The organism is Aquirufa lenticrescens (assembly GCF_019916085.1).
Classification (GTDB): domain Bacteria; phylum Bacteroidota; class Bacteroidia; order Cytophagales; family Spirosomataceae; genus Aquirufa; species Aquirufa lenticrescens.
On record NZ_CP049834.1, the window covers coordinates 2,005,500 to 2,019,169 of the forward strand.

At 41.5% G+C, this 13,670-nt stretch carries 13 protein-coding genes; 6 read left to right on the forward strand and 7 right to left on the reverse strand.

Features of this window, described 5'->3' with window-relative positions; translation table 11 throughout:
• Both G9X62_RS08905 and G9X62_RS08910 read right to left on the reverse strand, forming a co-directional pair.
• Window positions 1–219 (reverse strand): DUF6814 family protein, encoded by a 219-nt coding sequence (locus G9X62_RS08905; RefSeq protein WP_223130373.1) that lies wholly within the window; start codon window positions 217–219, stop codon window positions 1–3.
• On the reverse strand, window positions 219–1,691 hold the full coding sequence (locus G9X62_RS08910) for an MFS transporter (protein WP_223130374.1): 1,473 nt from the start codon (window positions 1,689–1,691) through the stop codon (window positions 219–221). Before G9X62_RS08910 ends, G9X62_RS08905 begins: the two co-directional genes overlap by 1 nt.
• Before the next feature lie 74 nt (window positions 1,692–1,765).
• Here G9X62_RS08910 and G9X62_RS08915 point away from each other — a divergent pair, with 74 nt between their 5' ends.
• From G9X62_RS08915 to miaA, 3 genes are all read left to right on the forward strand, one after another.
• Entirely contained in the window at window positions 1,766–2,245 is a 480-nt protein-coding gene (locus G9X62_RS08915; protein WP_223130375.1) for a hypothetical protein, read from the forward strand.
• A gap of 76 nt (window positions 2,246–2,321) precedes the next feature.
• Complete coding sequence (locus tag G9X62_RS08920) at window positions 2,322–3,623, forward strand: DEAD/DEAH box helicase (RefSeq protein WP_223130376.1); 1,302 nt, start codon at window positions 2,322–2,324, stop codon at window positions 3,621–3,623.
• 3 nt (window positions 3,624–3,626) lie between these two features.
• Window positions 3,627–4,532 carry a tRNA (adenosine(37)-N6)-dimethylallyltransferase MiaA gene (gene miaA / locus G9X62_RS08925; RefSeq protein WP_223130377.1) on the forward strand — a complete coding sequence of 302 codons (906 nt, stop codon included), beginning with the start codon at window positions 3,627–3,629 and terminating at the stop codon, window positions 4,530–4,532.
• Here miaA and G9X62_RS08930 read toward each other — a convergent pair.
• The 5 genes from G9X62_RS08930 to G9X62_RS08950 form a co-directional block, all read right to left on the reverse strand.
• On the reverse strand, window positions 4,521–4,793 hold the full coding sequence (locus tag G9X62_RS08930) for a rhodanese-like domain-containing protein (protein WP_223130378.1): 273 nt from the start codon (window positions 4,791–4,793) through the stop codon (window positions 4,521–4,523). The genes miaA and G9X62_RS08930 overlap by 12 nt on opposite strands.
• 1 nt (window position 4,794) lies before the next feature.
• Window positions 4,795–5,094, reverse strand: coding sequence for a rhodanese-like domain-containing protein (locus G9X62_RS08935; protein WP_223130379.1), 300 nt, complete (start codon window positions 5,092–5,094; stop codon window positions 4,795–4,797).
• Between the two features lies 1 nt (window position 5,095).
• Window positions 5,096–5,869, reverse strand: coding sequence for a PASTA domain-containing protein (locus G9X62_RS08940; protein ID WP_223130380.1), 774 nt, complete (start codon window positions 5,867–5,869; stop codon window positions 5,096–5,098).
• A 214-nt stretch (window positions 5,870–6,083) separates the two neighbouring features.
• Window positions 6,084–7,409: a Gfo/Idh/MocA family protein gene (locus tag G9X62_RS08945; RefSeq protein WP_223130381.1), complete on the reverse strand. Its 1,326-nt coding sequence runs from the start codon at window positions 7,407–7,409 to the stop codon at window positions 6,084–6,086.
• 8 nt (window positions 7,410–7,417) lie between these two features.
• Window positions 7,418–8,785 (reverse strand): 3-keto-disaccharide hydrolase, encoded by a 1,368-nt coding sequence (locus G9X62_RS08950; protein WP_223130382.1) that lies wholly within the window; start codon window positions 8,783–8,785, stop codon window positions 7,418–7,420.
• A 168-nt stretch (window positions 8,786–8,953) separates the two neighbouring features.
• On the opposite strand from G9X62_RS08950, the gene G9X62_RS08955 reads away from it, so the two are divergent.
• Genes G9X62_RS08955 through G9X62_RS08965 form a run of 3 tightly spaced genes read left to right on the forward strand, consistent with a single transcriptional unit; the run spans window position 8,954 to window position 13,670 of the window.
• Complete coding sequence (locus tag G9X62_RS08955) at window positions 8,954–10,120, forward strand: trans-sulfuration enzyme family protein (protein WP_223130383.1); 1,167 nt, start codon at window positions 8,954–8,956, stop codon at window positions 10,118–10,120.
• The gene (locus G9X62_RS08960) at window positions 10,120–11,208 is read left to right on the forward strand and encodes a complex I subunit 1/NuoH family protein (protein WP_223130384.1); all 1,089 of its coding nucleotides are present in this window, start codon (window positions 10,120–10,122) and stop codon (window positions 11,206–11,208) included. Before G9X62_RS08955 ends, G9X62_RS08960 begins: the two co-directional genes overlap by 1 nt.
• A 56-nt stretch (window positions 11,209–11,264) precedes the next feature.
• Window positions 11,265–13,670 (forward strand): TonB-dependent receptor, encoded by a 2,406-nt coding sequence (locus G9X62_RS08965; RefSeq protein ID WP_223130385.1) that lies wholly within the window; start codon window positions 11,265–11,267, stop codon window positions 13,668–13,670.

Consider the following 13,670-nt stretch of genomic DNA (forward strand, 5'->3'; position numbering starts at 1 on the left):
TTAAATGTTATCAAATTCTCCCTGAAAGGAATAAAAGCCAAAAAGGCTCATTCCAATTGAAATAAGGGGTGCTAATACAAAGGTGTAAATAATGGCAGGGACGAGATCGTTCCCACCTTTGGCCCATAAAGGAACCGCTTGAAAATAAATCAAATAAATGCCTGCACCGATTCCTAGACCGATCCAAACTATCCCTAAAATGCGTTTGATAAGGTTCATTAGGCTGCTTTTTTAGCTGATTTGATATATATAATTCCAATGACTACGCATACGCTAATTAAAGTGATAGGGTAGTTTAATCCTTCCAAATAGGGTTTTTGAACGACTCCTGCGGTTTGTGCATTCGAAACTAAGAAGGTCGCGATCGCTGGCATTAATCCACCAAAAACGCCATTCCCAATGTGATAGGGCAAGGACATTGAGGTATATCGAATTTTAGTGGGAAACATTTCTACTAAAAAGGCGGCGATAGGACCATAGGCCATCGTCACAAAAGAGATTAAGAAAAACACATAAGCGACTAAAGTCCACTGGTCTTTCTCGTTTATTTTAATGCTAATCTTAGATTCCGTTTTATCTAGAGAAACTTCCGTAATGACATTTTTATAGGAACTGCCATCTGTAAATTCCTTAGTCACGGTAGTTGTTTTACCTTGTAGTATCATCTTTTCTGAACCCGGAACTACCGTTTTATTCGTCACATCCACTGTTTTGTACATTTGGTCAAAAATGGGACGATAGGAGAAAACGGCTATAATCATACCCGCCATCATAATTCCTTTGCGTCCTATTTTATCCGATAACGCGCCAAAAATCACAAATAAAGGGGTTCCCAATAATAGTCCTATGACTAAAATCATGTTTGTCTGAATATCATCTAGATTACAGATTTTTAAGAGGAAAGTTTGGGCATAAAACTGACCTGTGTACCAAACCAAACCTTGTCCCATTGTCGCACCGAAAAGCGCTAAGAGTACATATTTCAAGTTTAGTTTATTGCCAAAAGATTCTTTCAAGGGGTTTTTGCTGATATTTCCCTCTGCTTTGGCCTTCTCAAACATGGGTGACTCCTCCATGTTTTTGCGGATTAACAGAGAAACGAGCACCATCAAAATAGAAACCAGAAAGGGAATTCTCCAGCCATATTCATCGAATGCTTCTTTGCTCATGGATGACCTAGTGGCCATAATAACGGCTAGTGAAATAACTAGACCTAGTGTGGCAGTTGTTTGAATCCAAGAGGTGAAAAATCCACGCCTTTCTGCGGGCGCGTGTTCCGCCACATAGGTTGCGGCTCCACCATATTCACCGCCTAAAGCAAGACCTTGTAAGAGACGTAATGTTAAGACTAAAATAGGAGCCCAAGCTCCAATAGTGGCATAAGAGGGGATTAAACCAATCGCAAAAGTGGCGCCTCCCATCAGCATCAGGGTGACCATAAAGGTGTATTTACGGCCAATTAAATCACCCAATCGACCGAATACTAAAGCCCCAAAAGGTCGTACCACAAAACCGGCTGCAAATGTCGCTAAGGTGTTTAAAAAGGCTGCAGTTGGATTATCAGTTGGAAAGAATTTGGTCGATAAAACCGTAGCTAGGCTGCCAAAAATATAGAAATCATACCACTCAATTAAGGTACCGACAGACGACGCACTAATAATATAGGCGAGGCTTTGTTTTTTGGTTGTCATTATTATTAAATAGGTTGTAGCAAATCTATCATTTTCTGCCTAATTCTGCTAAATTTGAGCCAAAATTCTTGCTTATGTATACCGAAACACAACGCTTCACTCAGTGGTGGTTATGGCTGATATTAATAGGCTCTTGGATAACTATGATGTACTCCATTGCCACTGTATCACCTGCTACAACCATCTCATTTTTGATATCATTTGTTGTAGGGATGTTATTGCCTGTTTTGTTTTGGCAAATGAAATTAACGACTCGCATTACTGCTGATGGCATCTATGTGCGCTTTTTTCCATTCCATTTGAATGAGAAATTCTTCGCTTGGGATACAATCACATCTTCTTCCGTTCGCACTTACAGCCCTTTGATGGAATATGGTGGCTGGGGAATCAAATACAGCTTTAAGGGAAATGGTTTAGTCTATAATACGGCGGGAAACGTGGGTTTGCAGCTCTATTTTAAAGAGGGAGATCCTATCTTAATTGGCACCCAAAAAGGGGAGGAGATTAAGCAGGTTTTAGCGGCATTAGGTCATTTAAACGAATCTGTGAAATAAAAGGCGTACCTTTGCGCCACATTATGAGGATGTTTGTTAGTATTTCATTGCTCATAACACATCTTTATACAGTTATATGTCATTTGAATCATTACACCTCATTGAGCCTATTTTAAAGGCGCTCAAAGAAGAGGGTTATACAAATCCTACACCAATTCAAGCCCAATCAATCCCTATAGTCCTTCGTGGCACGGATTTATTAGGTTGCGCCCAAACGGGTACGGGTAAAACGGCAGCATTTACGTTGCCCATCATTCAACTTTTAGAGGAGAACAAATCGTTCTCAAAAAATAAGAAAATCCGCGCCTTAATCGTGACTCCTACGCGGGAGTTAGCGATTCAAATTGGTGAAAGTTTCAGAGCCTATGCGCGTCATACGGACTTGAAATATGCGGTTATTTTTGGGGGTGTAGGCCAAAGTCCCCAAGTCTCAGCCATCCGCAGCGGCGCTGATGTGGTGATTGCGACGCCTGGACGTCTTTTGGACCTAATGAACCAACGCCTTTTATCCATCGCAGATGTAGAATATTTCGTCTTAGATGAGGCGGATCGCATGCTTGATATGGGTTTCATTCACGATGTGAAGAAATTATTAGCGGCTTTGCCACACAAACGCCAGTCGCTTTTTTTCTCGGCTACGATGCCACCGGAAATTGTGAAACTAGCGGGAAGTATTTTGAAAAACCCGGCTTCTGTTTCCGTAACACCGGTTTCCTCTACCGTTGAGATTATCAATCAATCGGTTTATTTCGTAGACAAAGGCAATAAAAACGATTTATTGCTCGACATCTTACAAGATACCTCGATCAAAACAGCCCTTGTCTTCACCCGAACTAAACACGGAGCAGATAAAGTGGTTAAAATGCTATTGAAAGCTAGTATTAAGGCAGAAGCGATTCACGGGAATAAGTCCCAAAACGCCCGACAAACGGCGCTTAAAAACTTCAAAGCCCAAACTACGCGTGTGCTTGTCGCTACCGACATCGCCGCTCGTGGTATTGATATCGATGAATTAGAATACGTAGTTAACTTCGAATTATCGAACATCGCTGAAACCTACGTTCACCGTATCGGTCGTACCGGTCGTGCAGGAGCAAAAGGTGCCGCGATTTCATTCTGCGATATCGAGGAAAAAGCATATTTGAAAGACATTGAGAAATTAATTGGGAAGAAGATTCCAGTAGTGGAAGCGCACAAATACCCGATGAAAGTCTTGCATGTAGAAAAAGCAGCTAAAAAACCGCAAGGTCAATCGCGTAATGGCGGTGGTTCTCGTACGGGTGCTCCAGCAGCTGCAGCAAAAGATGCCAAGCCAGCTCGTTCTTTCGATAAGGCAAGTTCTGGCCGTAAATGGTACGGAAAGAAAAATACCTATTGATAAGTGAAAAAATCAGCTAAAATACTGCTCGTCATCGTAGGTCCCACAGCAGTGGGTAAGACCGCACTTTGTGTGGAATTAGCGAAGCACCTACAGACGGACATTATTTCGGCGGATTCCCGTCAATTTTACCGCGAACTTTCCATAGGGACGGCAAAGCCATCGGCTGAAGAGCAGGGTGGGGTAACCCACCATTTTGTGGATTCTCATTCGGTTGAGGACTATTTCTCCCCAGGCGATTTCGAGCGGGAGTCGATGAAGTTATTGACGAAACTCTTCAAAAAGCACGATGTTGTAGTCGCTACTGGCGGCTCCGGATTGTATTTGAAAGCCTTGATGGAGGGTTTGGATGTGATGCCGGAAGCGGATTTAGCCTTGCGCGAAACGCTGAATGCACGCTTGGAAAAAGAAGGACTTTGGGCTTTATTCTCTGAATTGAAGCAATTAGATCCCGTTTATGCCGCTCAGGTAGATGCCAAAAATCCACAGCGCGTCGTTCGGGCCCTTGAGGTCTGCCTTTCCACTGGGAAACCCTATTCTGAATTTCGATTAGCTCAAAAACCAGCCAGACCTTTCCAAGTCATTAAGATTTGTCTAGAACGTTCGCGTGAAGAGTTATATACGCGAATCGATCAACGGATGGATCAGATGCTCACGGCTGGTTTAGTGGCCGAAGCACGTGCATTCGAGGATAAGCAACATTTATATGCCTTGAAAACCTTAGGTTACAAAGAAGTCTATGCGTTTTTGCGGGGTGAATACGATGAGGAGGAAATGGTTCGCTTGTTAAAGCGCAATAACCGTCATTATGCGAAGAAACAAATGACTTGGTTCAGAAATCAGGATGAATTTATCTATTTGCATCCGTCGACTGCCTTTGTCGAAATATTGAAACAATTAGAGGCTTAAATAGGCTTCGAGACCACCTTCGAGGTGATCGATGTTTGTGAAGCCTTTGGCCTTTAACAAACGCATGGCAATCAAACTCTGCGTCCCATTATAACAGATAATTACCCAATTTTTATCTTTAGAAATTTCATCGATGCGCTCCAAAAGGGTATCCAATGAAACGTGAAAACCTCCTAAATTAAAGTCATCCCATTCTCTGGGCGTCCGTATATCTAAGAGGTTTAATTGGTTTAATTCAGCCTTGAAATCTGAAGCAGTCATGTTAATATCCAGCCGCTTGCCACGCCATCATTCCGCCTAACACGTTGCGTACATTCGAGTAGCCTTCTGCCGTTAAATAAGCTGCAGCACGTCCAGAACGAGCACCTGAACGACAATGGATAAGAATTTCTTCATTTTTAAGGTGAGCGATTTCGTCTAAACGATCAGGCAATTCACCCAAAGGGATCAAAGTCGCCCCTATGTTGAATTCATCAAATTCATATTCTTCGCGCACATCGAACAAGTTCAGTTTTTCACCCTTGTCCATTCGCTCTTTTAATTCTTCAATTGTAATATCCATCTTATTCGTTATTTCCGTCACCTACCACCCAAACATCAATCGTGTCACCTGGATGAATACTCGTTCCATCGCAAGTGGCACAGGTTTGTTTGAATACAGTTCCTGCTGTTAAATCACTATTTGCCTCGTAAGTCACGTGGCCTAATTTTAAATTCATTCCTGCCAAAATAATCGACACCTCATCTAAAGGCTTTCCAATCAAATCGGGTAATTCAATTTCCGCATCTGCAGTACCATTTCCGATATACAAATCCACCTCTGTACCCTTCGGAATACTGCTTCCAGCCGTTATTTTACGTCCCAAAGCTTGCATGTCAATGACCTCCTTCAAACGTGGATCATTCACTTGATGTACAATCCCTTTTTTCAATCCAGCAATAATCAATTGTTGCTCTGCACTTCGTACTGACAAGCCAATTAAATTAGGCATTCTGATGGTAGGAGGTGTTTCTGAATTGATTGTAATGTAGATTTTACGACCTGATTTAACTAAGGCATTTGGCAATGGATATTGCGATAAGATCGTCAAAGGTGGCTTATCTGCCACAAACGTACAGTCCGAAATTTCGTATTCTAGGTTATTCGCATCGACAGATTCCTCCATCTTATCCATCGACATTCCTTTTAAATTAGGAACTTTAATGGTCTCCCCATGATGCGTGCTCCAGGGTAAATACACAAAAAAGAAACCAAAAAACAACACTAAGAATAACGTCACTAAGATCGCGACGTGCAGGTAGAAGTCCTTTTTTGATTTAGTTGAAATGATTGCCATAGAGGGAGAAATCTAATATGGTGCAAGATAATAAAATCATCATAGAATTGGATTCAAAATGCAGAAATTGTGCTGCGCAATAATTTCTTGCATTTTAATCCAATTCCATTCTTCATTTTCTTTCTTCTCTCTAATCTAAATTTTGCGTAACAAAAAAGGGGCTTCCGCCCCCATTTTGTTTACTGACCACTGACTACTGACCACTGGCTACTGTCTAGTACTTAAACACCTTATCACCCGCCATTACCTCTTGCGTTTTTTCGTCAAAAGTAACGCGTTGTCCCGTGCGGTAAGCTGCATTAGACATGATGGTTGCGATCGAGTGTTGGTAACCTGCTTCGATAGGAGCATTAGGCGTTTTGCGAGAACGAACACATTCCATCCAGTTTTTCACGTGGTTGAAAGTTAAGATATCTCCGCCTGTATCTGCATCCGTCGCTACTTTTGCTCCTTCGATTTTCATCGTTGGTAATAAGTTGGCTTGAAGGCCCATTGCTTTTGCTTCGCGCTCACGAAGACCTCCGTTAGGCGAGATGGTATTCGTGTCTAGGTTTAATTCGCCACCGTTAGAGTAGTAAATTTCTTTCGTTCCACCGGCTGCATTAGAGAAGCGAGAGGTGAATTGTACCTGGAATCCTTTGTTTCCTTTGCCATAGTCAAATACCACAGTCATGGTGTCCGCATTTACACGGCCATCATTCCATTGGTAAATTCCTCCATTTGCTACTACTGAGTTAGGGTGAGATAAACCAGAGAACCAGTGTACGGTGTCGATTTGGTGAGACATCCATTGTCCTGGAATTCCTGATGAATACGGCCAGAATAGGCGGTATTCTAAGTATTTACGAGGATCAAATTTATCTGCTGGGCGATTCATTAAGAAGCGTTTCCAGTCGATATCAGATTCTTTTAAGATGCTTGTTAATTCTGGGCGTCTCCAGCGACCTGGTTGATTAACGTTCCACATCAATTCTACCATTTTAATATCGCCAAACTTACCTGACTTGATGAATTCATCCGCTGCCCAGTAGTTTTCTCCTGAACGACGTTGAGAACCGATTTGAACGATTTTGCCAGAGTCTTTAACCGCTTTTAAAACCGCGCGGTTGTCTTCCATCGTTTCGGCTAATGGCTTTTCTGTGTAGGTATCGCAACCTGCTTTTACGGCTTCAATCGTATGCAATGCGTGCTGAAAGTCAGCTGTGGAGATGAATACGGCATCGATCCCTTTCGCAGAATACAATTCCTCATTGTTTCTGTAAGTTTGGATAGATCCGCCTAATTCTTTTTCTAAAAAGGCTTTTCCTTCATCTCTGCGGCGATTCCAAAGATCTGAAAGAGCGACCATTTCGAAGTTCATTCCTTTGGCCAAAGCCTTAAAAGGAGGAACGTGTGAGGCACGGTGACGATCAGAGAAACCTACGCAAGCCACGCGAACGCGGTCGTTTGCGCCAAGAATCTTGCTGTACGATTTTGGGCTAAAAGCTAAAGTACCTAGAGAAGCTAGGGCACCTTTGTGTAAAAATTCTCTTCTTTCCATAGGTTGGTTTATTTAATTTCTCTGATTTTGATGTTTTTATAGAAAACGGAATCCCCGTGCTCTTGGAAAAGGATTGGACCTGAATCTTGCGCACCAAAACCATCCCACACTTTATGCTTGCTATGTGCAACTAACACTTTGAAGATATTGCTCTTGCGTTCGTATTCCACTACTTTGAAACCATTAAGCCAATGTTGAACGATGTTGTTTGGGTACACAATGATGCGACCTTGGTTCCATTCTCCTATTTTCTTTTGGAAACGGCCATCGATTTTATTCGATGGAATGATGTCATATAAACTCGCTAAAGTACGGTTTCCAACTGTTCCTAACTTCGCATCTGGGTGTTTTGCATCGTCTAACACTTGGTATTCTAAGCCTATCGCTGACATGCCTGAATTATAAGATTCATTCACGAAATACTTCACACCTGAATTAGCACCTTCTGTTAGTTTAAAATCAAATGTTAATTCGAAAGCGGAGAACTTATCATTCGTTAAGATATCACCGCCATTTCCTGATTCTTTGCCACCAGAGCTATTCACGTGAAGCGTACCGTCTTCTACTGTCCAAACCGATGGAGGAGCCGTTGTCTTAAATGCTGAACGGAAGCCTGTTAAGTCTTTTCCGTTGAATAATAGACGGAAACCTTGTGAGTGCTCTAAAGGCGATACATTGTTTAAGGTATAATTCTCAACAACTACTCTATTGTCCAAAGGACGCGGTTGCATCTCTTTTCCCGTTTGGATACGGATATTTTTCCACATCACTTGCATGCCCGGTTTCATCTCTCCATAAATAGCGTGTACTTGGAAGGCGATAAATCCTTTCGCCGTCATATCATCTACTAAATAAGTCACAGGATAATCGTTAATCCACGTGCGGATCGTGCTTCCGATGGCCTCGATGCGGTAATGGTTCCAAACATCCCCTAATTTAAAGGCCTTCTTCGCCTCTGGTTTTAGTTCATTTTGAGCTAACCAACCACGGCGTGATTCGTCATAAATACCACCTGACCAGCCTCTAGTAGAGGGGTCGATTTCTGCTTGGTAACCGTGAACGCGGCCATTTTGGTATTCTGGAATAGATAAACTTCTGAATTGAACGCCAGAATTCATTTTGTTATCTACTTTGACATCGAATTCTAGGATAAAATCTCCATATTCTTGTTCGGTAGCCATAAAGGAATTAGGTGTGTTCGCTACAGTGGTTCCCACCATCACGCCATCCTTTACTTCATATTTAGCTTGTCCATTGAGTTGCTTGAAACCTTTGAAGGTTTTTCCGTCGAATAGGTTGGTCCATTTTTGAGCTTGCGCTTGAAACGATCCTATCGCTAAAAACAAGCTTAAAAAGGGTATAATCAATTTTTTCATAGTAGATTTTAAGTTTTTATCAGAAGGCTTAATTCTTCGAAATTTACTCAATTATCTTAAAATAATTTAGTTTCCCTAGGTGGTAAAATCAGGGCAGGAAAATAGTCCGAAACGGAAGCCGTATTTATTAAGTATTCTATTATTTTTGTAGATTAATAATAGATGACTATGCAAAAACAGACTAAAGCCATTCGTATTCAAGCCGAAAGATCTCAAAACCGAGAGCATTCGGTGCCATTATACTTGACTTCTAGCTTCACATTTGAGGATGCGGAACAGGGGAGAGCAATATTCGCGGACGAAATGGCGGGTAATATCTATTCACGTTATATGAATCCCAATGTGGATGAGTTCGTAGAAAAGATGAATATGCTGGAGAATGCAGAAGATGGAATTGCCTTTTCTACGGGAATGGCAGCGATTTTTGCATCGATGGCTGGTCTTTTAAAAGCGGGCGATCACGTGGTTGCGTCCAATGCTTTGTTTGGTTCTTGCATTCAGATTTTGACAAAGATTACCGCGAAATGGGGTATCGAATGCACCTTTGTTCCGGGTGCAGATATTAATGCTTGGAAAGCGGCCATTAAGCCTAATACGAAATTTTTATTTTGTGAATCCCCTTCTAATCCAGGTTTAGAGCTGATTGATTTGAAAGAATTAGCAGCTTTGAAAGAAGGAAAAGAATTGATTTTAGCCGTCGACAACTGTTTTGCGACGCCTATCTTACAAACTCCATTGGATCTAGGAGCTGATTTAGTGATTCACTCAGCGACGAAATATATTGACGGCCAAGGTCGTGTGTTAGGTGGCGTTATCTGTGGAAAGAAAGTATATATCGACGAGATTCGCTTCTTTGCGCGCCATACGGGTCCTTCCATGTCTCCATTCAATGCTTGGGTGTTGTCTAAGAGTTTGGAATTATTGGATTTAAGATTGCAGAAGCATTCTGAAAATGCGATGGCCTTAGCGGAAGCCTTGGAAGGACATAAAGCCTTGAATAATGTCAAATACCCTTATTTAAAATCACATCCGCAATATGAATTAGCGAAACGCCAGATGAAGTACGGCGGAGGAATTCTTACAATTGATGTAAAAGGTGGATTTGAAAAGGTGGTGACCTTAAGTAAGCTATTAAAAATCGCTTCCATCTCACCTAATTTAGGAGATACACGGACGATTATCACGCACCCAGCTTCTACAACGCATTCTAAATTACCAGCGGAAGAGAAAGCGGCTTTAGGCATTACGGATGGTTTAGTTCGCGTGGCCGTAGGATTAGAGTCTATTGAGGACTTAAAAGCAGATTTCTTACAAGCCCTTAATCAAATAAGCTAATGTGGATCGCTCTGATCGTTTGTTTGCTTTTGTTGACCGTAAATGTCGTGATAGGCGTTTATGTGGAGCGGAAGTTATCTGCTTTTATGCAGGATCGATTAGGGCCCATGGAAGTGGGAAAATGGGGTTTGCTCCAAGTTTTTGCGGATCTATTGAAGTTATTCCAAAAGGAGGATATCGTCCCTGAAAATGCCCAAAAACGTTTGTTTCTCTTTGCACCATGGATTATTTTCTTGTCCGTTTTTGGCGCTTTTGCGGTCATTCCGTTGAGTTCTGGTACTTTCTTGCAAGGCAGTCAAACCGAGATGGGATTGATGCTCTTGATGGGTATTGTTTCTTTAGATAGTTTAGGGATTTTATTAGCGGGTTGGACTTCAAATAATAAGTATTCTTTATTAGGTGCGATTCGTTCTGCGGCGCAATTGGTTTCGTATGAGATTCCGTTGGGATTAACCATTTTGTGTGTGGTTTTGATTTCTGGCTCCTTGAATTTACAGGACATTTCTTTGCAACAAGGAATATTTGCAGCAGAACCTCAATACCTGTTTGGTTTAAAAGGATTGGGTATTGATGTGACACAAGCTGGCGGTTTCTTAAGCTGGAATGTGGTGCGGATGCCTTTGTTTTTCTTCTTATTCATCATTTATTTCATTGCCTCATTAGCAGAAGCGAATCGGGCGCCATTTGATATTCCAGAAGCTGAATCAGAATTAGTAGGCGGTTTTCATACCGAATATGCCGGAATGCGCTGGGCTTTGTTATTCTTGTCAGAGTATGGAATGATGCTTTTGGTGAGCGTATTGGGAGTTATTTTATTCTGGGGATCTTGGTATTCTCCCTTCCCTAATTTCGGAACTGTTCGTTTAGCGGATTGGACGAATGGTAAGCCAGGAACGATTTATGCTACCCTGATTGGTTTTGTTTGGTTAATGTTGAAAGCCTATATTTTGATTGCTCTTCAAATGTGGATTCGTTGGACCTTACCTCGTCTAAGGGTTGATCAATTAATGTATTTGTGTTGGAAAGTCCTGACCCCCTTTGCCCTGATTTTCGTCGCAATATCTGCGCTTTGGTCGCTACTCATGTAAGGAATCTCCTTTATTTTTTGTTTATTTACAGAATTGCGTCTGTTAACCTATATTCTATGATCAAACTCTTATCCAGAGTCCTTTGCCTTGGACTTCTATTTGTCCTTTCGCATCAAAGCATTGCACAAACTACCTCGCTTCCGGCCATTTTCGGTAAAGTAATCGATGCCTCTACAGGCGAGCCATTAAAAGGAGCCGATATTTCAGTCGATTTTAAAAAGTCAGGCGTAACTACGGATACCTCAGGAAACTTCAAAGTGCACGTTCCCTATGGGGAATGGGTGATCAAAGTGAGTTATGTAGGTTATAATCCCTACCGAACTAAAATTTACGTGAAAGCGAATACAGAGTTAAACGTTGAGTTAAATAACGTGACAAAGCAATTAGAGGAGGTTATTGTCTCGAGTGCTGCGACGAAGCGAGATATTCAGACACCTTCTTTGGGAGTAACCGTATTAAGTTTAAAAGGAATTAAGAAGTTACCTACCATGATGGGTGAGGTGGATGTGATACGCAGTTTACAATCATTACCTGGGGTTTCTTCCGTAGGTGAGGGCGCGAATGGCTTGAATATTCGGGGTTCGAATGTGGACCAAAACCTAATTTACATCGATGATACTCCTATATTTAACCCTACCCACATGTTTGGTTTGTTCTCGGTCTTTGCGTCAGACGCGATTCGGGATTTAGAATTGTATAAAGGCGGGGTTCCGTCTCGTTTTGGAGGTCGTACCGCTTCGGTTTTGGACATTAAAATGATCGAACCGAATACAGATAAGTTCAAAATGCAAGGCGGTATCGGCTTAGTTTCAAACCGGGTAATGGCTGAAATTCCCATCATTAAGGAAAAATTATCTGTTTTAGTGGCAGGACGTCTTTCTGTTAACGACTTTATGTTTAAATGGTTTGCCCCTGATTATTTAAAAAACCTACGTGCGAATTTCTCTGATGTAGCGACGAAGATCTATTATCGTCCTAATACAAAGAATACGATTTCATTATCTACCTATTTAAGCCACGATTACTACCGAGTAGACTCCTTGTTCAGTATTGAAAACGTAGTGGCGAAGCAAACTTCCTTTAATTATGGTCACAAGAATGTAGCTTTACATTGGAATCACTACTTCTCACCTAAGTTAAATATGATGGTGAGTGGATCCCTAACGGATTACTCAACCAAGACTTTTGCACCAGATACGGTGAATACGATTGACTTAAACTCATCGATCTTATATCGCAATATGACGGCTAGTTTCGATTACCAGCCGCGCGAAAATCACAAAATGAATTTTGGTATTACGGGAACTCGCTATGATATCGACCCAGGTAATTTGAATGAGGGAGTTGTTTCCAGGGTTGCGACCGTTAAATTACCTTTAGAGCAGTCTTATGAATTAGGTGTATTTGCGGATGATGAATGGACAATTAGTCCGAAATTTACGGTGCAAGCTGGTCTACGCTATTCTCAATATTACCGAATGGGAGCAGGGACAATTAATGAATATGTTCCTGGACAAGTTCCCTCGTTGAATTCAATTGTAAAGAAAACAAATTATGCTGATGGAGAGGTAATGGCCTCGTATGGTGGTTTGGAGCCTCGTTTGACGATGAAATACTCGTTAGCGGAGAATACCACGATGAAATTTGGCTATAATCGCCAGCAGCAATTTTTCCAATTATTATCGAATAACACTACGCCTTTGCCTACTTCACGTTGGAAGACAGCAGATACATTTATAAAGCCACAACAGAGTAATTTTCTGTCTTTAGGTTTATTTAAAACTTTCAATGAAAATGTCTACGAGGCTTCTATTGAGACCTATTATCGAGACGTGAGAAATACATTGGATTTCGTTTCTGGAGCTAATCTTCAGTTGAATCCCAATATTGAGACCCAATTGATTACGGGTAAAAGCAAGGCCTATGGGATGGAATTAATGATGCAGAAGAAAAAAGGGGAAGTATCTGGTTGGGTATCTTATACGTATGCTAGAGCCTTTAATCAAATGATCGGAGATTATCCTGAAGTGCAGGCAATCAATGGGGGAGAGTGGTTTGCGACAAATTACGACAAGCCACACACATTCAATATGATGTTGAATATTCAACCCACAACGCACCATAGTTTCTCCTTTACGTTAGCATACAATACGGGACGTCCTTTTTCGTCTCCATCTGGATCGTATGAAATTGGTGGAAAGAAATTTCCCGTGTTTGCAGAACGCAATAATGACCGCGTAAGAGATTACCATCGCTTAGATTTCTCTTGGACGATCAATAATCCATCCATGAAAAAGCAACGCTGGGAAGGTAGCTGGGTATTTACGATCTATAATTTATATGGTCGTCAAAACCCTTACTCCGTCTTCTTCAAATCAACTAAGAATGGGTTGAGAGCTTATGAATTAAGCGTTTTCGCCTCTCCATTTATCTCGTTAACCTACAATTTCAAATTCTTGTAA

Bases quoted from the DNA above. Each gene is read 5' to 3' on its own strand.
- G9X62_RS08905 (WP_223130373.1), bottom strand. From the start codon at position 219: ATGAACCTTATCAAACGCATTTTAGGGATAGTTTGGATCGGTCTAGGA.
- G9X62_RS08910 (WP_223130374.1), bottom strand. From the start codon at position 1,691: ATGACAACCAAAAAACAAAGCCTCGCCTATATTATTAGTGCGTCGTCT.
- G9X62_RS08915 (WP_223130375.1), top strand. From the start codon at position 1,766: ATGTATACCGAAACACAACGCTTCACTCAGTGGTGGTTATGGCTGATA.
- G9X62_RS08920 (WP_223130376.1), top strand. From the start codon at position 2,322: ATGTCATTTGAATCATTACACCTCATTGAGCCTATTTTAAAGGCGCTC.
- G9X62_RS08930 (WP_223130378.1), bottom strand. From the start codon at position 4,793: ATGACTGCTTCAGATTTCAAGGCTGAATTAAACCAATTAAACCTCTTA.
- G9X62_RS08935 (WP_223130379.1), bottom strand. From the start codon at position 5,094: ATGGATATTACAATTGAAGAATTAAAAGAGCGAATGGACAAGGGTGAA.
- G9X62_RS08940 (WP_223130380.1), bottom strand. From the start codon at position 5,869: ATGGCAATCATTTCAACTAAATCAAAAAAGGACTTCTACCTGCACGTC.
- G9X62_RS08945 (WP_223130381.1), bottom strand. From the start codon at position 7,409: ATGGAAAGAAGAGAATTTTTACACAAAGGTGCCCTAGCTTCTCTAGGT.
- G9X62_RS08950 (WP_223130382.1), bottom strand. From the start codon at position 8,785: ATGAAAAAATTGATTATACCCTTTTTAAGCTTGTTTTTAGCGATAGGA.
- G9X62_RS08955 (WP_223130383.1), top strand. From the start codon at position 8,954: ATGCAAAAACAGACTAAAGCCATTCGTATTCAAGCCGAAAGATCTCAA.
- G9X62_RS08960 (WP_223130384.1), top strand. From the start codon at position 10,120: ATGTGGATCGCTCTGATCGTTTGTTTGCTTTTGTTGACCGTAAATGTC.
- G9X62_RS08965 (WP_223130385.1), top strand. From the start codon at position 11,265: ATGATCAAACTCTTATCCAGAGTCCTTTGCCTTGGACTTCTATTTGTC.